The organism is Acinetobacter gyllenbergii (assembly GCF_001682515.1).
In the GTDB taxonomy this organism is placed as follows: domain Bacteria; phylum Pseudomonadota; class Gammaproteobacteria; order Pseudomonadales; family Moraxellaceae; genus Acinetobacter; species Acinetobacter gyllenbergii.
On sequence record NZ_KV575263.1, the window covers coordinates 440,593 to 465,486 of the forward strand.

A 24,894-nucleotide genomic window follows, 5' to 3' on the forward strand; every position below is an offset into this window, starting at 1 on the left:
CGAGTACTCTTTGAGCCTTTCGAAATTGTGACCGGTGATGCTCGGTTTTGGAGTAGGGCAATGATTCAAACCGAAAGTATGCTCGACGTAGCAGACAACAGTGGTGCACGCCGCGTACAATGTATTAAAGTACTTGGTGGTTCACACCGTCGTTATGCTTCAGTTGGCGATATTATTAAAGTTACTGTAAAAGAAGCAATTCCACGCGCACGTGTTAAAAAAGGTGACGTGATGAATGCTGTAGTTGTTCGTACAAAATTCGGCATCCGTCGTCCAGACGGTTCAGTTATTCGTTTCGACGATAACGCAGCTGTTATTTTGAACAACAACAAAGCTCCGATTGCGACTCGTATCTTCGGACCAGTGACTCGTGAACTTCGTACTGAACAGTTCATGAAAATCATTTCATTGGCTCCTGAAGTTCTATAAGAGGCAATCATGGCTAAGATTAAAAAAGGCGATCAAGTAATTGTGATCGCAGGTAAAGAAAAAGGCAAACAAGGTATCGTTTTGTCTGTTTCTGAAGATCGAGTTAAGGTCGAAGGCCTTAACTTAGTGAAGAAGCATCAAAAGCCAAACCGTGTAACTGGCGCTGAAGGCGGCATCGTTACTCAAGAGGCTACGCTTCATATTTCAAACGTGGCAATTTTTAATGCTACAACCCAAAAGGCTGACCGTATTGGTTACCAAGTGATTGATGGCGCGAAAACTCGTGTTTATAAATCAAATGGTGAATCAGTGGCGGTAGCGAAGTAATAGGTTGAATAGGCAATGGCCAGACTTAAAGCACGTTACAACGACGAACTTAAAGCAAAGTTACAAGAAGAACTTAGCGTTAAGAATGTGATGGATATTCCTCGCATCACAAAAATCACTCTTAACATGGGTGTAGGCGCAGCTGCAACTGATAAGAAATTATTAGATGGCGCTGTTGCTGATATGCAACTCATTGCTGGTCAAAAACCAGTTGTGACCCTTGCTCGTAAATCAATCGCTGGTTTCAAAATCCGTGATGGTTGGCCGATTGGTTGTAAAGTTACTTTACGCGGCGACCAAATGTACGAATTCTTGGATCGTTTGATCTCGATCGCAATCCCTCGTATCCGTGACTTCCGTGGTTTCTCTGCGAAATCATTTGATGGTCGTGGTAACTACTCTATGGGTTTAAAAGAGCAAATCGTTTTCCCTGAAATCGATTTTGACAAGATTGATCGTATCCGTGGTTTAGACATCACGATTACGACAACTGCTCGTAGCGATGACGAAGGCCGTGCGCTTATGCGTGCATTCGGCTTCCCGTTCAAATAAGAGGTCGATATGGCTAAGAAAGGTATGATTAATCGCGAATTGAAACGCGAAAAGACAGTTGCTAAATACGCTGCAAAACGTGCTGAATTAAAAGCAACGATTGCAAATGTAAACGCAAGTGACGAAGAACGTTTCGAAGCGACATTAAAGTTACAGGCATTGCCACGTAACGCATCTCCAGTACGTCTTCGTAACCGTTGTGGTTTAACTGGTCGTCCTCATGGTTACTTCCGTAAGTTCGGTTTAAGCCGTAACAAATTACGTGACACAGTAATGCAGGGTGATGTACCAGGCGTTGTTAAGGCAAGCTGGTAAGGAGCGACTAAATGAGTATGCAAGATACCGTTGCCGACATGTTAACACGTGTTCGTAACGCACAAATGGCGAAGAAACAAACTGTTTCTATGCCTTCTTCTAAGTTGAAAGTTGCAATTGCAAACGTACTTCAACAAGAAGGTTATATTTCAGATGTAGCAGTTGCTCAAGAAGAGACAAAAGCTACTCTGACAATTACTTTAAAATATTTCGAAGGCAAGCCTGTTATCGAAACCGTTAAGCGCGTAAGCCGTCCAGGTTTACGTCAATATCGCGGTAAAGATAAAATTCCTAGCGTTAAGCAAGGTTTAGGTATTGCAATTGTTTCTACAAGCAAAGGCATCATGACTGATCGCGCTGCACGTGCTGCGGGCATCGGTGGTGAAGTTATTGCTTTTGTTTCTTAATAGGTGATTCCTCATGTCTCGTGTGGCTAAAGCCCCAGTAGCTGTACCTAACGGTGTAACAGTTACTCAGAACGGCCGGCAGGTCGAAGTGAAAGGCAGCAAAGGTACATTGTCTTTCAACCTGCATGCGCTGGTCGAGCTAAAACAGGAAGAAGGTAAACTTCAACTTGCTCCAGCTAAAGAGTCGAAAGACGCTTGGATGCAGGCTGGTACTGCTCGCGCTGTATTGAACAACCTTGTAAAAGGTGTTAGCGAAGGCTTCGAACGTAAGTTACAGCTTGTTGGTGTTGGTTATAAAGCTGCGGTTAAGGGTACTTCTGTAAACCTTAACCTTGGTTACTCACACCCGATTGACTACGCTTTACCTGAAGGTGTAACAGCGGAAACTCCAACTGCTACTGAAATCATTTTGAAATCAGCAAACAAGCAGTTGTTAGGTCAAGTGGCAGCGGAAATCCGTGCATACCGTGCTCCTGAACCATATAAAGGTAAAGGTGTTCGTTATTCGGATGAAGTTATTCTTCGTAAAGAAGCTAAGAAGAAATAAGGCGCGAGGTTCTTATGAACGAAAAGAAACAAACCCGTTTGCGTCGTGCGAAAAGCACACGCTTGCACATTCGTGCATTGGGTGCGACTCGTTTGTGTGTAAACCGCACGCCGCGTCACATCTATGCGCAAGTTATTTCAGCAGATGGTGGCAAAGTTTTAGCGCAAGCTTCAACTTTAGATGCATCTTTGCGTAGTGGTACTACTGGTAACGTGGAAGCGGCTACGAAAGTTGGTGCTTTGATCGCAGAACGTGCTAAAGCAGCTGGTGTTACCAAAGTTGCATTTGACCGTTCTGGTTTTAAATATCATGGTCGTATCAAAGCCTTGGCTGATGCTGCTCGTGAAGGCGGCTTGGAGTTCTAATCATGGCGAAAGTTGAACAAAACGAAGGTCTCGTTGAAAAGCTGGTTGCCGTTGATCGTGTAGCCAAGGTTGTTAAAGGTGGTCGTATCTTCTCTTTCACAGCATTAACTGTTGTGGGCGATGGTAATGGTCGTGTAGGTTTTGGTCGTGGTAAAGCACGTGAAGTTCCAGCTGCTATTTCTAAAGCACTTGAAGCTGCTCGTCGTAACATGATCACTGTAGACCTTGCTGGTACTACTTTACAACACCCTGTGAATGCTCGTCATGGCGCAAGCCGTGTATACATGCAACCTGCTTCAGAAGGTACTGGCGTAATTGCTGGTGGCGCTATGCGTGCTGTTCTTGAAGCTGCAGGTGTACATAACGTACTTGCTAAATGTTATGGTTCTACAAATGCTGCTAACGTAGTAAACGCAACTTTCAAAGGTTTGCGTGATATGACTTCTCCTGAGAAAGTCGCTGCGAAACGTGGTCTTTCAGTAGAACAAATTCAAGGGTAATCAATCATGAAAACGATTAAAGTTACCCAGACTAAATCTTCATCGCATCGTTTAAAAAATCATAAACTTTGCCTTCAAGGTTTAGGTCTGCGTCGTATTGGTCATACTGTAGAAGTGCAAGATACGCCTTCTAACCGTGGTATGGTCAACAAAGTTTACTATATGGTTAGTGTAGAGGAATAAGCCATGACTCTGCGTTTAAATGAACTTGCACCTGCAGAAGGTGCTAAGCGTGAACACCGTCGTTTAGGCCGTGGTATCGGTTCTGGCGTTGGTAAGACTGGTGGCCGTGGTGTCAAAGGTCAAAACTCACGTAAAAGTGGTGGTACTCGTCCAGGCTTTGAAGGCGGTCAAACTGCGTTATATCGTCGTTTGCCTAAATTCGGTTTCACTAGCCAAATCGCTTTGAAAACTGCTGAAGTACGTTTGTCTGAGCTCAATAAAGTTGAAGGTGATGTTGTTAGCCTTGAAACTTTAAAAGCTGCGAATGTTGTTCGTCGTGACCAAATTCGTGCTCGCATCGTTCTTTCTGGTGAAATCACTCGCGCATTCACTGTTAAAGGTGTTGTGTTGACTAAAGGCGCTAAAGCTGCTGTTGAAGCTGCTGGCGGTAAAGTCGAGGAGTAATCTCGAGTGTCTATGACTCCTAGTTCTTCAGGTCATGTCAACATGATGAAAGGCCAACCGTTTCATGTGAAATACCGTGAAATTATTCGTCGATTAATGTTCTTGATTGGCGCGTTATTGGTCTTTCGACTAGGAGCGCATATTCCGTTGCCGGGGATTGATAACGTAGCGCTAGCACAGTTTTTTAAAGCTAATGAAGGTACCTTCTTAGGTTTATTTAACATGTTCTCTGGTGGTGCGTTAGAACGCATGTCGATTCTAGCGTTAGGGATTATGCCGTACATTTCTGCATCGATTATCGTGCAGTTAATGTCGACCGTCGTTCCTTCGCTAGAAGCTTTGAAAAAAGAAGGCGAGCAAGGCAAACGTAAGATCAATCAATATACGCGTTACGGCACCTTATTTCTTGCACTCGTGCAAGGCGTAGGGATGTGTGCTGGCTTGATCAGTCAAGGTATTACCTTAACTTCAGGCTTGGCATTCTACGTTCCAGCAGTAACTTCGTTAGTTGCAGGAACAATGTTCTTGATGTGGTTGGGCGAGCAAATTACCGAACGTGGTGTTGGTAATGGTATCTCGATGATCATTTTCGCAGGGATCGTGGCAGGTTTGCCAAATCTTGTGATTCAGTCGTTTACGTCTGTACAGAATGGTCAGGGTAGTTTAATTGGTTTAGCTGTATTCGGTTTACTCTCATTAGCCGTTTTAGCTGCGATTGTGTTTATTGAAAAAGCACAACGTCGTATTCCAGTGAACTACGCACAAAAACAGCAAGGTCGTCGTGTATTTACTGCACAGCAAACACATTTGCCGTTAAAAATTAACATGGCAGGTGTTATTCCAGCGATTTTTGCAAGCTCATTGTTATTATTTCCAGCGAGCTTGGGACAATGGTTAGGAAGTGCTGATCCAAATGCAGGGATTGTGAAGCGCAGCCTACAAGATCTGGCATTGGTGTTATCGCCTGGACAGCCGTTGTATCTAATGCTCTTTGGCGCGTTAATTATCTTCTTCTGTTATTTCTATACGGCGCTTGTATTTAGCCCGAAAGAAGTCTCAGAGAATTTAAAACGTAGCGGGGCATATGTACCTGGTATCCGTCCAGGTGAGCAAACGGCTCGTTATTTAGATCACATCCTTAACCGTTTGACCTTCATCGGTGCAATCTACATTACCGTGGTATGTTTAATGCCTATGGTGCTACAAAGTTCGTTTGGTATTCCATTCCATTTGGGTGGAACATCTTTACTGATTGTAGTGGTAGTGGTAATGGACTTTATGGCGCAACTCCAAGCGCACCTTACTTCGCATCAATATGATAATCAAACGTTAATGAGAAAAACGACTGCTCATCCTAAGGGATAAGCGCACTTAGAAGGTTTCATCATGAAAGTACAAGCTTCTGTAAAGAAAATTTGTGGTAGCTGTAAAGTTATCCGTCGTAATGGGGTTATTCGCGTAATTTGTAGCGCAGAACCTCGTCATAAGCAGCGTCAAGGTTAATTTAATTAAGACCTGTTGATTTCAGTAGGCTAATTAGGTTATTATCCGCCCCTCAAGATTTTTGTGGGGCGGTTGATTATCTTGACTGCCTTTTTGGAGAAAATTGAATGGCTCGTATTGCCGGTGTAAACATTCCGGATAACAAGCATGCTGTTATCTCTCTCACGTATATTTTTGGTGTAGGTCGCCACACTGCTAAGAACATCTTGGCTGCTGTAGGTATCACTGAAACTACTAAAATCCGTGAATTAGATGATGCTCAGCTTGATGCGATTCGTGCAGAAGTTGCTAAGGTTCCGACCGAAGGTGATTTACGTCGCGAAATTTCCATGAACATTAAACGTTTAATGGATTTAGGCTGCTACCGCGGTCTTCGTCATCGTCGCAGCTTGCCTGTTCGCGGACAACGCACCAAAACTAACGCACGTACCCGTAAAGGTCCGCGCAAACCGATTAAGAAATAAGATTTCTGGAAGCTAAAAGATGGCTAAAGATACTCGCGCACGCAAGAAGGTCACTCGTACCGTCTCTGAAGGTGTCGCACACATTCACGCTTCTTTTAATAACACCATTGTTACGATTACCGATCGTCAAGGTAATGCATTGGCTTGGGCTACCTCAGGTGGACAAGGCTTCCGTGGATCACGTAAATCAACACCGTTTGCTGCTCAGGTAGCTGCTGAAGTTGCTGGTAAAGCTGCTTTAGATTACGGTTTGAAAAACTTGGACGTCCTTGTAAAAGGTCCTGGTCCTGGTCGTGAATCTGCGGTTCGTGCATTAGGTGCAGTGGGTTATAAAATTAACAGCATTACCGATGTGACTCCAATTCCGCACAACGGTTGCCGTCCACCTAAAAAACGTCGCGTGTAAGGAGAAACATTCATGGCTCGTTATATTGGTCCAAAATGCAAACTCTCTCGCCGCGAAGGGACAGACCTGCAATTAAAATCTGGCGTTAAACCGTTTGACGTTAAGACTAAAAAACATGCTAAAGCTCCTGGCCAACATGGCGGAGCTCGTGGTAGCAAACAATCAGAGTACTCACTACAATTACGTGAAAAACAAAAAGTACGTCGTATGTACGGTGTGTTAGAGCGTCAATTTAGTAACTACTACAAAGAAGCTGCTCGTGTGAAAGGCGCAACAGGTGAAAACTTGTTGAAATTGCTTGAAAGCCGTCTTGATAACGTTGTTTATCGCATGGGTTTTGGTTCTACACGTGCAGAAGCTCGTCAGTTAGTATCTCACCGTAGCATCACTTTGAACGGTCGTCGTGTTAACATTGCATCTATCCAAGTTAAAGCTGGTGATGTAATTGCAGTACACGAAGGCGCTAAACAACAATTACGTATTAAAAACGCAATTGAATTAGCTGCTCAACGTGGTATCCCTGCTTGGATGGAAATTGACCATTCTAAGTTAGAAGGTACGTTTAAAGCTGCGCCAGATCGTTCTGATTTACCTGCTGAAATCAACGAAAGCTTGATTGTAGAATTGTATTCTAAATAATCCTTGAGGTAGCAATAAATGACGCGTACTGCAAACGAGTTTCTAACTCCGCAAGCGATCAAGGTCGAAGCGGTGAGCGGGACCTCGGCAAAAGTGATTCTGGAACCTTTAGAGCGTGGCTTTGGTCATACTCTAGGTAATGCTTTACGTCGCATTCTATTGTCTTCTTTACCTGGCGCTGCTGTGGTTGAAGTAGAAATAGAAGGTGTCGAGCACGAGTACAGTACTTTAGAAGGCTTGCAGCAGGACATCGTCGAGCTCTTGCTGAACCTAAAAGGATTGTCTATTAAGCTGTTCGATCAAAATGAAGCATATTTGACATTAGAGAAACAAGGGGCGGGTGATGTAACTGCAGCTGACCTTCGTTTACCTCATAATGTTGAAGTGGTTAACCCTGATCATTTAATCGGTACTTTGAGTTCTACAGGTTCATTGAAAATGCGCCTGAAAGTTGCTCAAGGTCGTGGTTATGAAACATCTGACTCACGTTTCCCTGAAGGTGAAACACGTCCAGTAGGTCGTTTACAGTTAGATGCTTCTTATAGCCCAATCAAGCGTGTTTCATACACAGTAGAAAATGCTCGTGTTGAACAACGTACCGATCTTGATAAGTTAGTGATCGATCTTGAGACTAATGGAACTGTTGATCCAGAAGAAGCAATCCGCAAAGCGGCAACAATCTTGCAACAACAAATTGCAATTTTTGTTGATCTTCAGAAAGATCAAACTCCAGTTGCTCAAGAACCTCGCGAAGAAGTTGACCCGATCTTGCTTCGTCCAGTAGATGATCTCGAGCTTACTGTTCGTTCTGCTAACTGTTTGAAGGCAGAAAATATTTACTACATTGGTGATCTTGTTCAACGTACTGAAGTTGAGTTGTTAAAAACTCCTAACTTAGGTAAAAAATCGTTAACAGAGATCAAAGATGTTTTGGCATCGAAAGGTTTACAACTCGGCATGCGTTTAGAGAACTGGCCACCAGCTAGTCTCCGTATGGATGACCGTTTTGCCTATCGTAGCCGTTAATTAAGTAGGACTATCACCATGCGTCATCGTAATAGTGGTGTGAAATTAGGCCGTACAAGCAGCCATCGTAAGGCGTTGTTCCAAAATTTAACAAATGCTTTAGTAGAGCACGAGTTAATTAAAACAACTTTACCTAAAGCGAAAGAACTTCGCCGCGTTGCTGAGCCTTTAATCACTTTAGCTAAAAACGATACAGTAGCAAACCGTCGTTTAGCGTTTGCTCGTACTCGTTCTGCAGCAACTGTTGGTAAATTATTTACCGTTCTTGGCCCTCGTTACAAAGAACGTAACGGCGGTTATCTTCGTGTTCTTAAAGCGGGCTTCCGTGCAGGTGATGCTGCACCGATGGCTTACGTTGAACTCGTTGACCGTGAAGTAAAATAATACTTCTACGTGTAGAACAGTCAGTTGTTCCAAAAAAGACCGGTGTAATAACCGGTCTTTTTTATTGTCTGGTTTTAATCAGCATTTGAAATAGAAGACTTTTAAAGCATGATTCGCTGATCAATTGTCGTTTGTGGATCAGGCTAATGTGCTAAATTAAGCCGTGTTACTATAAAAAATTAAAATAGACCAATATGTTTGATGTTGAGATTAAAATTCTAAGTGTCAATGAGCTGAATGATTTTAGAGTAATCAGACTTTCAGCATTAGCAAAAGCCCCAGCAATGTTTGGTTCTTCTTATGCTGTAGAAGTGCTAAAACCACTGACGTTTTTTGAAAGCTGCTTATCAAATTCAACCATCTTTGGTGTTTATCACAACAATAGCATTATCGGTTTAGCGACTTTGACACGAGAGATTGGAGTAAAGCTTTGTCATAAAGCTCATTTATCCAGTGTATTTATTGAACCTGAATTTCAAAGGCAAGGGATAGCAAGTAAATTGCTGGATGCGGTCATTGAATATAGCAAAGACTATGTCGAACAAATTTTACTCGTTGTCGCTGATGATAATCAGCCAGCTATTGATTTCTACCAAAAACGAGGTTTTCAAACTTATGGGGTAGAGTCAAAAGCATTAAAAAATAACACAGAATATACGGATGAGCTGTTAATGAAGCTTTTCTTGCCCTAGCATTTATTTGCAGCTGACCAGTTGTTGGATCTATTCTTTCAAATTGCTAACTTGTCCATCGCGACAAATTTCGCCCTTTCATTCATCTCTTTGTTTAAAGAGATCTGATCAAAAAACTCAGGATTTTTTACCCATCAATTTCTTTAAAATGTCCCGAAGTGATATGAAAAAACCGATGAATGACCAAACTTGACATTGCGTATTGTCAAATTTGTGCTTTAATAAAGTCATGGTTTATACAGGGTATAAAAAAAATGGAAAAGCAAGTTGATGTATTAATTATTGGTGCAGGTATCTCTGGGATTGGGTTAGCTGTGCATCTATCTAAGAACTGTCCGCAACGTAAATTCGAAATCTTAGAACGTCGTGATAGCTTTGGTGGGACTTGGGATTTATTCCGTTACCCTGGTATTCGTTCTGATTCAGATATGTCAACTTTTGGTTTTAATTTTAAACCATGGGCAAAAGACAAAGTATTGGCGAGTGGTGCTGAGATCAAGGGCTATTTAAGTGATGTGATCAGCGAAAATCAGTTAAAAGATAAAATTCATTTTGGTCATCGTGTCCTTTCTGCAAACTACGATTCTGCAAAGAAAAAATGGGCTGTTGAAATTGAAGACAGTAACAAGAAGAAGCAAACTTGGTCAGCAAACTTTGTGATGGGTTGTACGGGTTACTATAACTATGACCAAGGTTATGCACCGAAATTTCCAAAACAAGAAGACTTTAAAGGTCAATTGATCCATCCACAACATTGGCCAGAGAATTTAGATTACACAGGCAAGAAAGTGGTGATTATTGGTAGTGGTGCAACTGCAATTACCCTCGTACCTTCTATGGTGAAAGGTGGAGCAGGACATGTCACCATGTTACAGCGTTCACCTTCGTATATTGCGACAATTCCTTCAATTGACTTTATTTATGAAAAAACCCGTAAATTTATGTCTGAAGAAACGGCCTATAAATTTACCCGCGCACGTAATATTGGTATGCAACGTGGTATCTATGCATTGGCACAGAAATATCCGAAAACAGTGCGTCGCTTATTGTTGAAAGGTATTGAGTTGCAGTTGAAAGGTAAAGTGGATATGAAACACTTTACGCCAAGCTATAATCCTTGGGATCAACGTTTATGTGTGGTGCCAGATGGTGATTTATTCAAGGCATTACGTGAAGGCCATGCCAATGTAGAAACAGATCAAATTGAAAAGTTCACTGCCAATGGTATTCAGCTGAAATCAGGAAAACACCTTGAAGCAGATATCGTGATTTCAGCGACAGGCTTGGAAATTCAAATCCTGGGTGGAGTGAAAGGTACGATCGATGGTAAGCCAATGGATACTTCTCAGCATATGCTCTATCAAGGGGTGATGGTCAGTGATGTTCCGAATATGGCGATGATCATTGGCTATATCAATGCGTCTTGGACCTTAAAGGTTGATATTGCAGCGGATTATATCTGTCGTTTACTTAATCACATGGACAAAAATGGCTATGATGAAGTGATTGCACATGCCGATCCAGCATTGCGTGAACACGATACCATTATGGGTAAAATGTCTTCAGGTTATATCGCACGTGCAGCGAATGTGATGCCGAAGCAAGGTAAAAAAGCACCGTGGAAAATTACCAATAACTATCTTGCTGACCGTAAGGAATTGAAAGATGCATCATTCAGTGATGAGGTTTTACAATTCCATAAACGTGGTGAACAAGCAGATCGTAAGCCAAAATTAGTGTCGTAATGATCTACTAAAATAATGAAAACCCTATGTAGATACATAGGGTTTTTTTATTGGTGCTGGGTTTTAATCTGATGAATATCGCGTATATTGGGCAGATTATAAAACGTAGATTAAGGATAATCCGGTGAAACAAATATTCATCTTAGGGACCTTGTTGCTCAGTACATTAGCATGTGCCGATGAGCTAAAACAAAAACAAATCATTGCACAAAAGCTGGTGTCAGTTGATGGTACTGAACAAGGTTTGCAAAACACGGATAAGATGATTTTAGAACAAATGCGTATGCGTTTGCCCAAAGATCTGCCTGAAAGCTTCTATACCGATTTAAGCAAGAATTTGAATAGTGAACAGCGTAAGCAATTTATTGTGCAACGTTATGCTGAGAGCTTTAGTGAAAAAGAATTACAGGCAGCGTTGAATTTCTATCAATCTGCTGAAGGTCAGGCGTGGGCAAAGAAAGCCAGTGATGTCGGCAGTGAAGTCGCACATTTCACCACCCAAAATGCCCGTACAGCGTTGAATACCACCATGCAGCAACATCTTGGTCATCCAACGGTGAAACAACTGATGGCAAGAATGAATCCACAGCCTGTTCCTGCGGTTGAAAAAAAAGAGTAGAAATAAAAAAATCGTGCATTTAGCACGATCTTTTTTTATGGTTGGAGAGATTAGAGCGTACGTGAAATCAGTTCTTTCATGATTTCATTGGTGCCCGCATAGATACGATTGGCACGGTTGTCGATATAGGCACGGGCAATTGGATATTCCAGCATATAACCATAACCTCCATGCAATTGTAGGCAATCATCAACCACTTTTGAGAACATATCTGAGATCTTGTATTTCGCAGCAGCTGCGGCATCCACGCCTAAGCTTTCTTCGAGCTGTAGTTCCATACAACGATCCAGATAGGTGCGACAGAAATCAATTTCAGTACGCAATTCCGCCAGTTTAAAGCGAGTATTTTGGAAGGTGCTAATGGCTTTGCCGAATGCTTTACGGTCTTTGGTGTATTGCACGGTATGGGCAAAAGCTGCTTCAGCACCTGCTTGACAGATAATCGCGACCAGCATACGCTCCCAAGCGAGCTCTTTCATCAACATGATAAAGCCCATGCCTTCCATACCTAATAGGTTTTCTTTGGGTACACGCACATTGTCAAAGAACAATTCGCAGGTATCTTGGCCTTTCATCCCGATTTTATTCAAAGGTTTACCTTTGCTAAAACCAGCACGATCCGCTTCAACAATCAATAAGGATAAATTGGCTGAACCTTTTTCATTGTTGCCTGTCTTGCAGACCACAATCGCCATATCGCAGAGATAACCATTGGTAATAAAGATTTTTGAACCATTGATGACATATTCATCGCCATCTAGTACCGCAGTCGTCCGAACAGCTTGTAAGTCTGAGCCTGTGCCAGGTTCAGTCATGGCAATGGCCGTAACCGCTTCGCCTGTGGCCATTTTTGGTAACCAATGTTGTTTCTGTACTTCATTGCCAAAGTTATTGATGTAATTGGCAACTATGTCTGAATGCAGTGAGAAACCGGTACTGGAGTCCATGGCATAAGCTTGTTCTTCAATCAGGATCATACTATAAAGACGATCCACCCCTGATCCTCCATATTGCTCTGGCATGGTGGTACAGAGCAAGCCAAGTGCACCTGCTTTATTCCATAAATCACGATCAACATGCTGTTGTTTCTCATATTTTTCAATATTGGGAACCACTTCCTTTTCATAGAATTTGCGCACAGTTTCGCGGAAGGCTTCATGATCTGAAGTAAATAGCTTGCGTGGGAGCATGTTTGGAACTGGACGAATAGCACCTGATTGCATTTGTTATTTTTCCCTAGTGTGTTGGATTTAAATCATCTTGATCACCATACAAGAAATTGAAAATAGTGAACAATGTGATCAATGCTCAATTTGCTTGATGTATTTGGTCACTTGAGAAAAAACGCTGCGAACTTAGAGGGGGATCGGGTACACTAGCAATGAAATTGTTAGCCAGTATGGAACCAATGATGTCTGATGAAATGACACTGGAAGAGCGTAAGGTTGTATATCGTGCCCGTCGTGGTTTAAAAGAAATCGATGTGTATTTCGACCCGTACGTTAAAAATTACTATTTAACTGCTGATGCTGATGAAAAAGCCTTATTTGCCGAGCTCGTCGATCAAGAAGACCCAGATTTATTGGATTGGTTTATGGAAGTGGGTGAGCCACCGCGTATTGAGTTAAAAGAGTTTATTCTCAAACTCAAACATTATGTGCATGGCTAATTCTGCTTTTGAGTTGCAATACAGTCGTTTTGCGTTTGTACTGCAACTCTTACTGTTTATTCTGATTCTTAGTGTACTTTACCCCTTACTCCCCCTTTGGTGGTGGTTACTGAGTGTCGTGATGATGAGCATCGCATGGTTATTATTTTTGCAGCAACCCCAAATTAGACGTTTTCAATACTTAGATCATCAAGACTGTTCATTCGAATTTTCAGATCCGACATTGAAAATTCAGCGTAGGCAGATTGTCAAAATATTGGATCACCAGCTTTATATCGCGCTGTATTTTTCTCATAAAAAGCATAAACCCTGCATTATCTGGTGGGATCAATTGTCATATTCACAATGGAAAAAGCTAAAAGTTCAGGCAAAACTAGGCTGATTGTTTGACAATTCTACAACTGTATAAAATTAATAAAAATATAAATTTCAATAGCTTGTTGTTTTTTGGTTATCGTTTTTTTTAAATTGTTAGATTAAATACTCTAAAAAATCGTGAAAATTATGATTGTCAGACAATCTGGCGATCAAGTCAGATTTATTTTCGTTAAAGTACAAACACCAACGTAAAGGGTGGTGGAGGTCCTAAATGGAAATTCCAACATGGTCGTTTCTGGTGATCGCAATCATTTTTGCGATTGTAGTAGGAAGAGCAGGAACTTTACTCAGGGAATTTCTTGAATCACGTCAATCACAAGTTGCAGTGATCAAGAGAAAGAGATTGAAAGTGTCGTCAATATATCACTCTCCCGTGAATATCGATGATGAACGCCAATCTAGTATCTATCAAAAGTAGATACACAAGTGTAGGAGGTCTCTATGGAGATTTCAATGTGGATGTTTCTAGTAATTGCAATCGTTATGGCGATCGTAGTAGGAAGAGCTGGAACATTACTCAAGGATTATTTTCAACAAAACTAAAATATAAAGAGTTTCACGATTTTACCAGTTAATAAGTAGCATGTGCTGAACCGTCGCAATGCTACTTTTTTTTGCCTGAAATTTCTGTTACCCCGCCCAAGTGTCAATTCATTCCTGTGTGATTTGTGTCAAAATGTCCAGGTTAAAATTAGAGCAATTACTCTTTAATTCAGGTTTTGCATCTGATAATGTACAGCTAAAAGGAAAAAACAAATTATTAGAGGGACAGGAAGTATGTCTAAACTCCAGAAAATTGGACAAGGTGTGGCGGTTGCCGTATTGACGACATCAATGCTATCAGGATGTTCATATGTGATTAAAACAGGTGCCAATGTGGCACTTGGTTTTGGTGAAAAGCATATTGTTCCACCGATTTTGTCGATGGATGATGCTGAAATGGTGTGTAACTCAGGAAATGCCTTAACCCCTGCAGTGATGTCCACCAAAGATATGGGTGCTGATCCGACTCGTATGGCGGTCTTACTTTATACCGCAGCAGGTGTATGTGCCGAGAACCAAGCCTTGGAAGCTGAATTACGTTATTTACGTGCCTCTAAAGCCGGTCAAGTTTCAGAAGCACAAGATGCGCGTATTGAACAAAAGCGTTGGGCGGGGATTGCGGCTGAGCGTCAATATGCAGGCTATCAACTTTTTGCCAATCGTTGGGAAACTAAATACAAATATAAGTTAGGCGACTCATGCCCAACCATGCGGAATGATCTAGACCAAACTGTTTATCTACTCGGCATGGTCAGTGGTTTGCAAGCCATGACCAACGATATTAATTCAGGTGGTGCGATCAATGTGCCGAAGGATATTGCAGGTATCGTTGAGCGTGGTATGGCGTGTTTAGATAATGAAAAATTCTGGGGTGCGCCAATGGCGACCCGCGCTGTGATCTGGACCTTATTACCAGGCGCAGGTGACGGTAAACCTGAACCCTATGCCACCATGAAGCAGTCTATGGCCATTGGTGAGAAGAAAGGTGTCCGTTTAGCACATGCACTCTATGCGGTTGCTGCGCAAGCCAGTGGTGATGATGCCAAACTACGTGACGCGTTCCGTTCATATGCCGCAGCGACTGGGGACGATAAACCTGCAAATCCACAGTTCAGATTGATTGATAAAATGGCCGGCTTAATGGTTCGTGGTATCGCAGACCGTTATTGGACTGAGAACACGGGTGTCAGAGCCAGCGATGAAGGCTTAACCACATTCTGGGATGACAAACAAGAAAGCTCGGCAGAGTTAGACTCATTGTTTGATGGTGGTGGTGACGCTCCAGCGCAGGATCAAGCTGCCCCAGCACAAGACCAAGCTGCCCCAGCACAAGAAACACCTGCTGAGTAACCTGAATTAAACGACCTTTTACCTGTGAAACAACTAAACTTGTAAAAGGTTCGTTTTTTAAAGAGGTAAGCGCTAGATGAAAGATCAAATATGGATAAGGAAAATCATTTTGATCGCGATATGTATTTCCATATCTGCTTGTCTACAGGTATTTGCGGATCATTTTATTTATTGGCGACCAACGTTATTCACAGAGTTTTGGCGTATCTGGACTGCACATTGGGTGCATGTGGGATGGATTCATTTTTTACTGAATATGATGGCCTTTGCCTGTTTACCTTTTATTTTTCCGCATGTACGTAACTGGCATTTAGGTGCATTACTATTAATTCTGCCACCATTCATTAGTTTAACTTTTTATTTTTATTTACCTTATATTGATGCCTATGCAGGTCTGTCTGGCGTTTTGCACGGCCTTTATACTGCGGTTGGTGTGGTGTATTTGCAATATAAAAACGAGCGAAAATTTGCAATCTTGGTGTTGGCATTAATTGCTGGAAAATTGATTTGGGAAAATACCTTTGGGCAAACGGGAACAGCCCAGTTAATTGGAAGTCCAGTATTGACCGAGGCGCATTTGATTGGCGCTATTGGTGGTCTACTCTGTGGTTTGAGTTATTTATTGATAAAAAACATAAAAATTAGAACGTCATGATCATTGGATAAACCAGCTTAATAATATTTCAGTGGGTACAACGAGGGATTGGTTATAGTGAGAATAAATGTGTTCTCTATCAACCATGTACATTGAAAATTCAGCATCTTCGGAGGGATGTTGATCACAATAAACTGGAATAGATATGCAACATGATCAACAGAAAAAATCTGGATTAGGTCTACTGAGTTATATTTGGACCGAGTGGATATCAACTTTTGTTATCCTTTTCTTATTACTCATGACATTGATTATTGGCACTGGAGAAATGATCCATGGTCAATTATTACGTATGGGGGAGCGCCTATACGGTGATCCTGCAATTGGAATGCAGTACTCTTTCCTGCGTGCTGAACCAGAAAAACCCACCTGTGACCGGAACCCAAATATTGATGCGCAAGTTCAGGAACAGATGCGGATTAATGCTGCTGATGAATTTGCCAGTATGTTTGGCGTAGCTTCAGAATCGGATGTACGCGCTTCCTTGATGGCAGCACAGCAACAATGTGAAGAAAAATACCAATTTTATGATAAGGCCATGACGCATATCGAGGCTCATCCGAGTGTGCGGACCTATCGTCAGATAGAAACCAGTTTCTTTGGTATCTTTAAATTTGGTACAGAGAACCGTGCTTTATTCTTGGTGATTATGGTGGTGTTTGCGGCAATCAGTGCTACCTTAAAGATCCATCATATTGGTTTACGCAGTCCAGCAACAAAAATTGATTTCCGTATCTATAGTATTGCGATGTTGATCGGGAATGGTTTATTGACCTCATCGGTAATGAGTCAATATCGATCCGTCATGAACTCTGGTGTTCCGATCAGCCCAGAAATGACGCTGATTTATTGGTTATGGATGATTTTATTTGCGGTACTGACCTTGATCAGTCTGTATCAGTTGATCAAGTCTCCAACACCGACACGAGAGGGCGGTAGCGTCGGTTTAGCCTTCCTCAGTGTGCCACTCTATGCCTATATGGCGATTATTACTGGAGTTGCCTTTACTTTCTTTATGGCCTATCCAATGGGACAAGGGATTTATTTAGGTCAGTTGGTCGAGTTTTCGAGTATTTTCTTAAATCTGGCTCTGTTTATTTGGGCGGGGATGCTATTAAAACAGACGCGTATTGTCGATTTATTCCTGAATATCTTACGTCCGTGGAATTTAGCGCCTGAAACATTAACTTGGTTGATCTTAATTGCTGCAGCTTTGCCGACAGCCTACACTGGCGCTTCAGGTATTTTCGTTATTGCAGCGGGTGCAATTATTTATAAAGAGGTTTGGAATGCAGGGGGGCGCCGTCAATTTGCTTTGGCTGCAACGGCACTTTCGGGTTCGCTTGGGGTGGTACTGCGTCCATGTCTATTGATTGTGGTTGTGGCATCCTTAAATAAAGAAGTGACTACTGACCTGCTGTATAAATATGGCATGTACACCTTCTTGTTAACTTCAACTTTATTCTTGGTGATTGCGCTGTTTTTTGCCGAACAGAAATTTAGAATTGCACCGTTCAAAATTGCATTGCCAAAGTCGTTACGTGCATTTGTACCTGTATCGCCTTATATCGTGATCTTTATTCTGATCTGGTTGTTCTATAAGCATGCTTTGGCCACAGATCTCAATGAATTTACCGCACCTGTAATGATGCCAGTGATTTTATTACTGATGGTGTTGTTTGATAAATTACGTAAAGAACCTGCACCTTTAGCACCTGTTGGACATTGGGATAGTACCTTGAATAATTACACTATTCCGGCAGATGGTTCCCAATCCGCTGCGCCAATCAACCCCGCAGATGATCCACGTAATCCTGTGCGCCGTGTTTCTTTTGGTAAAGCATTACATGCATCGACCAGTGAAACGGTGGGGCATATTGGGGCTTTGGTGATCCTCATGGCACTTTCAGTGAGTGTCGGTGGTTTCCTTGAACAGATCCATATCATGGAAACGTTCCCGCAAGATATTAACAGCACCTATATGGTGATTACGCTGATCGTGCTGTTGATGATTTTTGTGGGGATGATTATGGACCCATTTGGGGCGGTGATTCTCATTACTGCAACCGTTGCGCCAGTGGCTTATCAGTATGGGATTGATCCTGTGCACTTCTGGATGATTGCATTAATTGGCTTTGAGCTGGGTTATGTCACACCACCAGTTGCACTGAACCATTTATTGGCTCGACAGTCGATTGGTGATGCTGAAGTGGCTGAAGCGGATGCCGAAGTGCGTCATCTGTCTTTCTTCTATCGCTATGAGCGCTGGATTTTACCATTACTGGTGATGGTGCCTGCAATTTTGATCATTGCCTATGTTCCTTATACCTTTAAATTGTTTGGCTGGTATAGCTAGCCACGCACTTTAAAGATCAAGATAAGCACCTTTGGGTGCTTATTTTTTGTAGTTGGAGTTATGCAGATAAATTTAGGGTGAAAGAACAACGAGAGATGAATTTAGGCCAGATAAGGCTATTATGTGATTAAAATAACATTTTGAGATCGAAATAGTTATGCTATAAATAGACGGAAAAGATGGAGTAGCCTGCTTTAGCGCTAATTTATCTTATGATCGAAGGAGCGGTAAAAAAGACAATTTAGTGCGCTAAATTGTTCATTAAAATAAGGATGAAAATAGAGGGCAGTCGAGAGTACATACAAATTGATAAAAACAACCAACAAAAAAGTGATTGCAGTCATTCTTTTTTCTAAAAGTTTGCTGCAAATTTAAGCGGTTTAAAAAGGGATTGGTGATTCAAAGGGTAAATTCATTTATCTATCAACCATGGACATCGCATGATTCAACATCTTTGGATGGATGTTGATAACAATAAATTGGAATAGACATGCAAAATGATCAAGAGAATAAGACTGGATTAGCCCGGTTAGGCTATATCTGGAATGACTGGATATCAACCTTCATTATTCTTGCTTTGTTGCTAATGACTTTGCTTATTGGTACAGGCGAAATGATTCACGGTCAGATGCTTCGTATGGGGGAGCGTTTATACGGTGATCAAACAACAGGGATGCAATACTCGTTTTTACGTGCTGAACCTGAAAAACCATCTTGTGATCGACATCCAAACATTGATGCACAAGTTCAAGAGCAGATGAAAGCCAATGCTGCCGATGAATTTGCAAGCATGTTTGGTGCAGCTTCTGAAGCTGATGTACGTGCGTCTTTATTGGCAGCACAACAACAGTGTGAAGAAAAATACCAATTCTACGATAAAGCAATGAAGCATTTGGAAGCGCATCCAAGTATTCGTACGTATCGTAAAGTTGAAACCACCTTCTTTGGTATCTTTAAACTCGGTTCTGAAAACCAAACTGTTATTTTGTTGGTGATGGTACTATTCGCTTCAATTACAGCGTCTTTACGTTACCACCACATTGGTTTGCGTGCACCAAAAACCAAAATCGACTTCCGTGTTTATTCGGCGTTAATGGTTGCGGGTAATGCTTTACTCAGCTACTCCGTCATCAGTCAATATCATTCAGTCTTGAATTCTGGGGTTGAGGTTGCAGGTAAAACAGCAGTCTTATATTGGCTGTGGATTACACTGTTTGTGTCTCTGACCATTATCAGTATTTTCCAGTTCATCTTTATTCCAAAAACAGCACAACCGAAAGGTAACTTTGGTCTAGCCTTACTCAGCGTGCCGCTGTATGCCTTCATGTCTTTGGTGACAGGGATTGTATTTACCTTCTTCATGGATTATCCAATGGGGCAAGGGATTTACTTGGGTATCTTGGTTGAATTCTCGGGTATTTTCTTAAATCTGGCATTGTTCATCTGGGCAGGTATGTTGCTGACCCAAACCCGTGTCATGGATTTATTCTTAAATATCTTACGTCCATGGAACTTGGCACCTGAGACCTTAACCTGGTTAATCTTGATTGCAGCTGCGATTCCAACAGCCTATACGGGTGCTTCGGGGATTTTCGTTATTGCAGCGGGTGCAATCATCTATAAAGAAGTCTGGAACTCTGGTGCACGTCGTCAATACGCATTAGCTGTATCGGCTATGTCAGGTTCTTTAGGTGTGGTGATTCGTCCATGTTTACTCGTCATCCTGATCTCGATGCTGGACAGCCGTCATGTGACATCGACAGAATTATTTGATCACGGTATCTATGTCTTCTGGTTAACAGCGTTCATCTTCTTGGGTGTTTCTCTGATTCTTGCTGAAGAAAAATTCCGTGTGAACTCACCTAAAATCGCTGTACCGGGTATGTTACGTGCCTGCGTACCTGTGATTCCTTATGTGATCATTGGTTTTGCTGTGGTGATGTTCTATAAGCTTGCTTTAGATACGTCAATCAACGAATTTACTGCGCCAATGATTTTACCGTTGGTGTTGATTGCAATGATCTTGTTTGACAAGTTGTTTGCATCAAAACTTGCACCTGCGCCAGTAGTGGATGCGAAGCATGAAGCTTTGGTTCGTGAACATGAGAAAAAATCTGAGTTCTTGAAGAGCCATGATCCTCATGGTAGCAAGAGTTTTGGATTTGGTGGAGCACTTCGTTTTGCAACCTCAGAAACAGTGGGGCACATCGGTGCATTAATCCTGTTGATGGCCTTGTCTGCAAGCGTGGGTGGTTTAATCGAACGTGCTGAAGTGGTTGAGTTATTACCGACACACTTGGGCAATATCTATATTTCACTTGCCTTCATTGCGTTGTTACTTGCGATTATTGGGATGACAACCGATCCATTTGGAGCGGTGATTCTGGTTGCTGCAACGGTTGCGCCTGTCGCCTACGAGAATGGTATCCATCCGATCCACTTCTGGATGATCGTATTGGTGGCATTCGAGTTCGGTTATGTCACACCGCCGGTTGCCTTGAACCACTTGCTGACGCGACTCTCCGTCGGGGATGAGGAGGTTTCGGCCGCCGATAAGGAGGCGAAAGAGAAATACACCAGTTTCTACTTCCGTTATGAACGTTGGATTTTACCGATTATTGTATTGTTCTCATCGTTGGTGTTGGTGACGTATGCACCATATATCTTCCAGATGTTTGGTTGGTATAAGCACTAACAGTTGAAACTAAAAAAGCACCTTCGGGTGCTTTTTTAGTTTCTGTATATAGAACAGGAACTGTTATAAGGAGATGAAAACTACTTTAATACATGTGCAATATTTTCCCACCCCATTTTATGCGCTAGGTCTAAGGCAGTCATAGATTGATTATTTTGGGTGGATTGATCTAGCTTGAGTTCGAGTAATGCTTGAATGAATAAGCAATTACCTGCAATCGCTTCACGGTGGAATAGCTGATTACCACTTTCATCTTTTTCATGAAGCATGGTTGGGTTGCTTTGAATAAAGTTTAAAAAGCTCTCCAACATTTTTCCGCACATGGGATGCTCAATTAAGTTCTCTGGGTGAGCCTCTTGATCATAGACATATAAGATTTTATTGGGATCACCAAAATTTATTCCCCAAGCATCATCATATTCTTTTCGCTCAGCGTCATTTAATTGCTTACGATATTCTTGAATTGTAAAGCCGCCATAGACTTGATCTTGAGTTAGAAACATCCAGTCCACGATAGCTTCAAAGGGGCATTCTACATTTTCACCTGCCTGCACATTGTTGATATGGTTTGGTTGATTCATCAACTGACCCGAAATAGTCGTTCCATCAAAATCAATTTGGTCGATCCACATATACTCAACTAGAGCTGAGTCGGGCGCATCAATCTGTTCTTGTGTAAAGGCACATTTAACATAAGCAAGATCAAAAGCAGGGACGATTCTGCGATATTCCCAATATAACTCCCGCCAAAAGTATTTAAAGGTCTCTTGAGCTTTTTCGAAGGCTAAGATCATTTCAGGGGATTCATTTGCAAAAATAGTATTTGTTATCTTCATCAATTTGAATTTTCTGCATTGTGATTGTTGTGAGTTTATCAAAAAGAGCGACGTATTCTTAACCTTTGAAACGCCATTTCTTATCTCTTTGTGTCAGAGGGCTACATAATAAAATTGCTGAGAGAATAATGCCAAAACCAATCACACTATATAGATCCGGCACTTCATTCCACAGTAAAAAGCCCCAAAGGCCTGCGAAGATAATCGCAATATAATTGACGGGGGCAATTTGCCCAGCAGGGGCAAGACGGTAGGCATGCGACATAAAAATTTGGCTGACATTGGCCAGTACGCCCGCACCAATCAAAAACAGTAATTCCTGTAAATGATAAGGTCGCCATACCCAAAACATCGGAATCACTGACAACAAAGAGCCAATCAAGCAGAAATAAAACACGATCCGTTCAGGCGGTTCAGTTTGGGTGAGGGCACGCACGGTGACAAAGGCCATCGAGGCCAACAGGCTAGAACTGATCCCGACAATAGAAATCCAGTTTAACAAGCCTTGATCAGGCTTGGCGACACAGAACACCCCAATAAAACCCAAGCCTGCAGCACAGAGCATTGCCGTGGTGATTTTTTCTTTGAGAAATAGCCAAGCAATCAATGGAATAAAAATCGGGGAAGAGTAGGTAAAGACCATCGCATTGGAGAGTTTTAAATGTGCAATCGCGTAGAAAAAGCCATACATGGCCGCCAATCCAACAATACTGCGCCACGTATGCATCCACAGTTTTTCTGTTTTTACAAAACGGGTTCCTTGCTTGAAGATAAAAGGCAAAAACAGGATCAACCCAACTACATTGCGGAAAAATACAATGGTGTAGTTATCAACTGTATGTGAAGCATAACGAATACAAATGCCCATCACGGAGAAAAGCAGCGCAGAAAGGGTAAGGCAACCAATCGCCAGCATCAGGTTGCGATTGGTGGGTTGAGCATCCATAGCGATTCGGGTATTGGAAGATTACGCTTATTTTATGCTGCTGTAAGGATGAAAGGAATGAGATTCTTCACTCAATCTATGCTTAGGACGCTCAACTCAATGCGTCAGAGAATTGTTTAAGATAATCACTTGGGGTCATGCTGGTTTCACGCTTAAACATGGCACTAAAGGCACTTGGACTGTCATAGCCCAAGTCTAAGGCCACATTTAAAACGGGTTTGTTCAGGGATAAATCAATCATGGCTTGCATCAGTTTGGCTTGACGCACCCAATGAGAAAAATGCAGTCCTGTCTCTTTCTGAAAATGCCGTGCCAGTGTTTTACTGCTGATATGCAGTTGCTGCGCCGTATCTTCGAGTCCCCAGTCCAAGGCCAAGTTGTCTTTAATCCTTTGGCACAGTTGCAAAAGCTTGGGGCTTTGAGGGTCGGGTAAATTAAAAGCCAAAGCAGGTAATAAGCGCACTTCATCCAGAATGAGTTGCAGCAGTCTTTCATCACGACTTTCAGACTGGATGGCTGTTTTGATTTGCATTGCACTACTCATCAGCTCCCGTAGCAAAGCAGGAATGGCCACAACACGGCATTCTGAATTGAGATAGGTGTGTGATGAGGTTTCTATAAAAATTCCTCGGGCTTTGACATCACCGCTGCTGAGTAAGGCATGCGGTTTATGCGCCGGAATCCACACGCCACGTCCAGGTGGGGTAATCCAGATCCCTTCATGGGTTTGTACTCGAATCACGCCTGATAGGGTATGAATCAACTGGATTCGATCGTGGCTATGCCAATCTTCAATATGTCCATGCGGATAGTTTTCTGAAAAAGCATAGACTGGATAATTTAAGAATCCATGTTCAAAGTTTTTTCCCATCTTGAAACATATCCTGTATAGATTGTCTTTTTTTCGATAGTAATCGTCTTATTGTCGAGAAACAACGAATTGATTATTTTTTAGCATGATCTATCTTGCAAAGTATAGGTCTAGCGCATGTTTCAGAAAGCTTATTTTTATCCCTTATTTGCCATTTTGTTCTGGGCGGGCAATGTGGTGGTGTCTAAAATGGCCAGCCATGCCATTTCGCCTGTCGCGATTACGTTCTATCGTCTGGTGTTGGCGCTCGCTGTGATGAGTACCTTTGTGCTGATTCCGGTCTGGAACAATCGACACACCATCAAGCAGTATTGGAAACAGTTGGCATTGGGTGGTTTTCTGTCCGTGTCTCTATTCCAGTTCTTGTCTTATCAGGCAGCATCCACCACCACAGCCACCAATATGGCGATTGTCACCGCACTGATTCCTTTGCTTACGATGATTTTAAGTAGTGCGATGCTGAAAGATCGGCTGAGCTATGGCATGTTGTTTGGCGGTGCTTTATCTTTTTATGGCATCTTGTATTTGCTGAGCCATGGTTCAATTACCGATATCTGGAAGCAAGGCGTACATTTGGGTGATGGTTTGATGCTCATTGCGGCAGCAGGCTATGCCTTATATGGTGTGTTGCTGAAACGTTGGAAAATGCCGATCCCTGCTTGGCAATCGAATTTTGTACAATCCTGTTTTGCCATTGTTTATGTACTGCCATTTTTTATATTTTTGCCCGCTTCGCAGATGCAACTGAACCAACAGACCATTCCACTGATCGTTTACGCCAGTATTTTTTCCTCGGTATTGTTGTCGTATTTATGGATAGAAGGGGTGAGACATTTAGGGCCGAATCGCAACAGTATTTTTATGAATCTATTGCCCTTATTTACGGCGCTGATTGCGGTGGCTTTGCTGGGCGAGCATTTGCAGATGTTCCACTATATTGGTGGGGGCCTAACCTTGATTGGAATTCTGATAGCACAAACTATTCAGAAACCGATTCAATTCAAATCAGCATCAAAGCAAATTTTAGATTAAACAGACCCCTAACAAA

Annotated in this window: 32 protein-coding genes; 28 read left to right on the plus strand and 4 right to left on the minus strand. The window is 42.1% G+C overall.

Going from position 1 to position 24,894, the window contains the following annotated elements:
• The first annotated feature begins 60 nt into the window (after positions 1 to 60).
• The 20 genes from rplN to NG55_RS11310 all read left to right on the plus strand — a co-directional run bounded on the left by rplN (position 61) and on the right by NG55_RS11310 (position 11,547).
• The gene (gene rplN, locus NG55_RS11220; RefSeq protein ID WP_004657680.1) at positions 61 to 429 is read left to right on the plus strand and encodes a 50S ribosomal protein L14; all 369 of its coding nucleotides are present in this window, start codon (positions 61 to 63) and stop codon (positions 427 to 429) included.
• Between the two features lie 9 nt (positions 430 to 438).
• Positions 439 to 756, plus strand: a complete 318-nt coding sequence (gene rplX / locus NG55_RS11225; RefSeq protein ID WP_004804115.1) for a 50S ribosomal protein L24 — start codon at positions 439 to 441, stop codon at positions 754 to 756.
• Positions 757 to 771: 15 nt separating this feature from the next.
• Complete coding sequence (rplE, locus tag NG55_RS11230) at positions 772 to 1,308, plus strand: 50S ribosomal protein L5 (RefSeq protein WP_004657683.1); 537 nt, start codon at positions 772 to 774, stop codon at positions 1,306 to 1,308.
• 9 nt (positions 1,309 to 1,317) lie between these two features.
• Positions 1,318 to 1,623, plus strand: coding sequence for a 30S ribosomal protein S14 (gene rpsN, locus NG55_RS11235; RefSeq protein WP_004641050.1), 306 nt, complete (start codon positions 1,318 to 1,320; stop codon positions 1,621 to 1,623).
• Positions 1,624 to 1,634: 11 nt separating this feature from the next.
• Positions 1,635 to 2,030, plus strand: coding sequence for a 30S ribosomal protein S8 (gene rpsH, locus NG55_RS11240; protein WP_004775883.1), 396 nt, complete (start codon positions 1,635 to 1,637; stop codon positions 2,028 to 2,030).
• Positions 2,031 to 2,043: 13 nt separating this feature from the next.
• Positions 2,044 to 2,577, plus strand: a complete 534-nt coding sequence (rplF, locus tag NG55_RS11245) for a 50S ribosomal protein L6 (protein ID WP_016542838.1) — start codon at positions 2,044 to 2,046, stop codon at positions 2,575 to 2,577.
• 14 nt (positions 2,578 to 2,591) lie between these two features.
• Entirely contained in the window at positions 2,592 to 2,942 is a 351-nt protein-coding gene (rplR, locus tag NG55_RS11250; protein WP_004641044.1) for a 50S ribosomal protein L18, read from the plus strand.
• A 2-nt stretch (positions 2,943 to 2,944) separates the two neighbouring features.
• Positions 2,945 to 3,442 carry a 30S ribosomal protein S5 gene (gene rpsE / locus NG55_RS11255; RefSeq protein ID WP_004657688.1) on the plus strand — a complete coding sequence of 166 codons (498 nt, stop codon included), beginning with the start codon at positions 2,945 to 2,947 and terminating at the stop codon, positions 3,440 to 3,442.
• A 6-nt stretch (positions 3,443 to 3,448) separates the two neighbouring features.
• The gene (gene rpmD, locus NG55_RS11260; protein WP_003653652.1) at positions 3,449 to 3,625 is read left to right on the plus strand and encodes a 50S ribosomal protein L30; all 177 of its coding nucleotides are present in this window, start codon (positions 3,449 to 3,451) and stop codon (positions 3,623 to 3,625) included.
• Between the two features lie 3 nt (positions 3,626 to 3,628).
• Positions 3,629 to 4,069, plus strand: a complete 441-nt coding sequence (rplO, locus tag NG55_RS11265) for a 50S ribosomal protein L15 (protein ID WP_016542839.1) — start codon at positions 3,629 to 3,631, stop codon at positions 4,067 to 4,069.
• A 45-nt stretch (positions 4,070 to 4,114) separates the two neighbouring features.
• Positions 4,115 to 5,434: a preprotein translocase subunit SecY gene (gene secY / locus NG55_RS11270; protein WP_171061115.1), complete on the plus strand. Its 1,320-nt coding sequence runs from the start codon at positions 4,115 to 4,117 to the stop codon at positions 5,432 to 5,434.
• A gap of 21 nt (positions 5,435 to 5,455) precedes the next feature.
• Entirely contained in the window at positions 5,456 to 5,572 is a 117-nt protein-coding gene (rpmJ, locus tag NG55_RS20595; RefSeq protein ID WP_000867907.1) for a 50S ribosomal protein L36, read from the plus strand.
• 107 nt (positions 5,573 to 5,679) lie between these two features.
• Positions 5,680 to 6,036, plus strand: coding sequence for a 30S ribosomal protein S13 (rpsM, locus tag NG55_RS11275; protein WP_004657696.1), 357 nt, complete (start codon positions 5,680 to 5,682; stop codon positions 6,034 to 6,036).
• Between the two features lie 19 nt (positions 6,037 to 6,055).
• Positions 6,056 to 6,442 (plus strand): 30S ribosomal protein S11, encoded by a 387-nt coding sequence (gene rpsK, locus NG55_RS11280; protein WP_004281491.1) that lies wholly within the window; start codon positions 6,056 to 6,058, stop codon positions 6,440 to 6,442.
• 12 nt (positions 6,443 to 6,454) lie between these two features.
• On the plus strand, positions 6,455 to 7,081 hold the full coding sequence (gene rpsD, locus NG55_RS11285; protein ID WP_004657698.1) for a 30S ribosomal protein S4: 627 nt from the start codon (positions 6,455 to 6,457) through the stop codon (positions 7,079 to 7,081).
• Positions 7,082 to 7,099: 18 nt separating this feature from the next.
• The gene (locus tag NG55_RS11290) at positions 7,100 to 8,107 is read left to right on the plus strand and encodes a DNA-directed RNA polymerase subunit alpha (protein ID WP_004657700.1); all 1,008 of its coding nucleotides are present in this window, start codon (positions 7,100 to 7,102) and stop codon (positions 8,105 to 8,107) included.
• Positions 8,108 to 8,125: 18 nt separating this feature from the next.
• Positions 8,126 to 8,491: a 50S ribosomal protein L17 gene (gene rplQ / locus NG55_RS11295; protein WP_004641032.1), complete on the plus strand. Its 366-nt coding sequence runs from the start codon at positions 8,126 to 8,128 to the stop codon at positions 8,489 to 8,491.
• 194 nt (positions 8,492 to 8,685) lie between these two features.
• Positions 8,686 to 9,183, plus strand: a complete 498-nt coding sequence (locus NG55_RS11300; RefSeq protein WP_016542840.1) for a GNAT family N-acetyltransferase — start codon at positions 8,686 to 8,688, stop codon at positions 9,181 to 9,183.
• 254 nt (positions 9,184 to 9,437) lie between these two features.
• Positions 9,438 to 10,928, plus strand: a complete 1,491-nt coding sequence (locus NG55_RS11305) for a flavin-containing monooxygenase (RefSeq protein WP_016542841.1) — start codon at positions 9,438 to 9,440, stop codon at positions 10,926 to 10,928.
• Positions 10,929 to 11,052: 124 nt separating this feature from the next.
• Positions 11,053 to 11,547 (plus strand): DUF2059 domain-containing protein, encoded by a 495-nt coding sequence (locus NG55_RS11310; RefSeq protein WP_065343282.1) that lies wholly within the window; start codon positions 11,053 to 11,055, stop codon positions 11,545 to 11,547.
• A gap of 50 nt (positions 11,548 to 11,597) precedes the next feature.
• On the opposite strand, the gene NG55_RS11315 is transcribed toward NG55_RS11310, so the two are convergent.
• Complete coding sequence (locus NG55_RS11315; protein ID WP_016542843.1) at positions 11,598 to 12,770, minus strand: acyl-CoA dehydrogenase family protein; 1,173 nt, start codon at positions 12,768 to 12,770, stop codon at positions 11,598 to 11,600.
• 188 nt (positions 12,771 to 12,958) lie between these two features.
• Here NG55_RS11315 and NG55_RS11320 point away from each other — a divergent pair, with 188 nt between their 5' ends.
• From NG55_RS11320 to NG55_RS11350, 7 genes are all read left to right on the plus strand, one after another.
• Positions 12,959 to 13,216: an FAD assembly factor SdhE gene (locus tag NG55_RS11320; protein ID WP_065343283.1), complete on the plus strand. Its 258-nt coding sequence runs from the start codon at positions 12,959 to 12,961 to the stop codon at positions 13,214 to 13,216.
• Positions 13,209 to 13,598: a hypothetical protein gene (locus NG55_RS11325; protein WP_065343284.1), complete on the plus strand. Its 390-nt coding sequence runs from the start codon at positions 13,209 to 13,211 to the stop codon at positions 13,596 to 13,598. Before NG55_RS11320 ends, NG55_RS11325 begins: the two co-directional genes overlap by 8 nt.
• 207 nt (positions 13,599 to 13,805) lie before the next feature.
• Positions 13,806 to 14,012, plus strand: coding sequence for a hypothetical protein (locus NG55_RS11330; protein ID WP_016660141.1), 207 nt, complete (start codon positions 13,806 to 13,808; stop codon positions 14,010 to 14,012).
• 359 nt (positions 14,013 to 14,371) lie between these two features.
• A complete protein-coding gene (locus tag NG55_RS11335; protein ID WP_065343285.1) occupies positions 14,372 to 15,487 on the plus strand; it encodes a hypothetical protein in 1,116 nt (371 codons plus the stop codon).
• Between the two features lie 76 nt (positions 15,488 to 15,563).
• Positions 15,564 to 16,142 carry a rhombosortase gene (gene rrtA, locus NG55_RS11340; RefSeq protein ID WP_016542846.1) on the plus strand — a complete coding sequence of 193 codons (579 nt, stop codon included), beginning with the start codon at positions 15,564 to 15,566 and terminating at the stop codon, positions 16,140 to 16,142.
• Between the two features lie 145 nt (positions 16,143 to 16,287).
• Positions 16,288 to 18,498 (plus strand): TRAP transporter large permease subunit, encoded by a 2,211-nt coding sequence (locus NG55_RS11345; protein ID WP_065343286.1) that lies wholly within the window; start codon positions 16,288 to 16,290, stop codon positions 18,496 to 18,498.
• A gap of 490 nt (positions 18,499 to 18,988) precedes the next feature.
• Positions 18,989 to 21,193: a TRAP transporter large permease subunit gene (locus NG55_RS11350; protein WP_016542848.1), complete on the plus strand. Its 2,205-nt coding sequence runs from the start codon at positions 18,989 to 18,991 to the stop codon at positions 21,191 to 21,193.
• An 80-nt stretch (positions 21,194 to 21,273) separates the two neighbouring features.
• On the opposite strand, the gene NG55_RS11355 is transcribed toward NG55_RS11350, so the two are convergent.
• The 3 genes from NG55_RS11355 to NG55_RS11365 all read right to left on the minus strand — a co-directional run bounded on the left by NG55_RS11355 (position 21,274) and on the right by NG55_RS11365 (position 23,846).
• Positions 21,274 to 22,029 carry a YegJ family protein gene (locus NG55_RS11355; RefSeq protein ID WP_016660142.1) on the minus strand — a complete coding sequence of 252 codons (756 nt, stop codon included), beginning with the start codon at positions 22,027 to 22,029 and terminating at the stop codon, positions 21,274 to 21,276.
• 58 nt (positions 22,030 to 22,087) lie between these two features.
• The gene (locus NG55_RS11360) at positions 22,088 to 22,975 is read right to left on the minus strand and encodes a DMT family transporter (RefSeq protein ID WP_016542850.1); all 888 of its coding nucleotides are present in this window, start codon (positions 22,973 to 22,975) and stop codon (positions 22,088 to 22,090) included.
• Positions 22,976 to 23,066: 91 nt separating this feature from the next.
• A complete protein-coding gene (locus tag NG55_RS11365; RefSeq protein ID WP_065343287.1) occupies positions 23,067 to 23,846 on the minus strand; it encodes an AraC family transcriptional regulator in 780 nt (259 codons plus the stop codon).
• A 117-nt stretch (positions 23,847 to 23,963) separates the two neighbouring features.
• Between NG55_RS11365 and NG55_RS11370 the strand changes: the two genes are divergently transcribed.
• Positions 23,964 to 24,878: a DMT family transporter gene (locus NG55_RS11370; protein ID WP_065343288.1), complete on the plus strand. Its 915-nt coding sequence runs from the start codon at positions 23,964 to 23,966 to the stop codon at positions 24,876 to 24,878.
• Positions 24,879 to 24,894: the final 16 nt, after the last annotated feature.